This window comes from Treponema sp. R6D11, assembly GCF_054786075.1.
Genome location: NZ_BDHD01001072.1, coordinates 1 through 395, shown reverse-complemented (window position 1 = coordinate 395; position 395 = coordinate 1). Strand labels below are relative to the sequence as shown.

At 52.9% G+C, this 395-nt stretch carries 1 protein-coding gene; it reads right to left on the bottom strand.

Translation table 11 applies throughout. The features are described 5' to 3' along the window. Positions 1-395: penicillin-binding transpeptidase domain-containing protein (locus tag ACYVTD_RS17535; RefSeq protein ID WP_461248907.1), on the bottom strand; the 395-nt coding region annotated here is incomplete at both ends.

Here is a 395-nt window from a genome sequence, read left to right as displayed (position 1 = left end):
GCACGAGTGGATAATTATCTCCCTTGCGGTTACCCTACCGTGGGCGCCAAGACATTTAATCTGACTGCCGTGGCTTGAAGTGTATGAGCCGTTGCAGTAAAAAACGGTGTTACCCGAAATCGCGCCCGAATCCATCAGCGCGGACATCGTAAACACCTTGAAGACGGAGCCGGGTTCGTAAGCCCAGATAACGGGACGGTTCATCCGGCTCGTCTCGTCCGAAGCGCGGATATTGTTCAAATCAAAATTGGGAACGGAAGCGGAACCTATAACGTCGCCGCTACGCGGATCCATCGCTAGAAGCATCACCGCTTCCGCGTGGGTGTCCGTCATCGTTTTGGAGGCGATACGCTCCAGAATATACTGCACGTTTGTATCGATGGTAAGCAGAACAT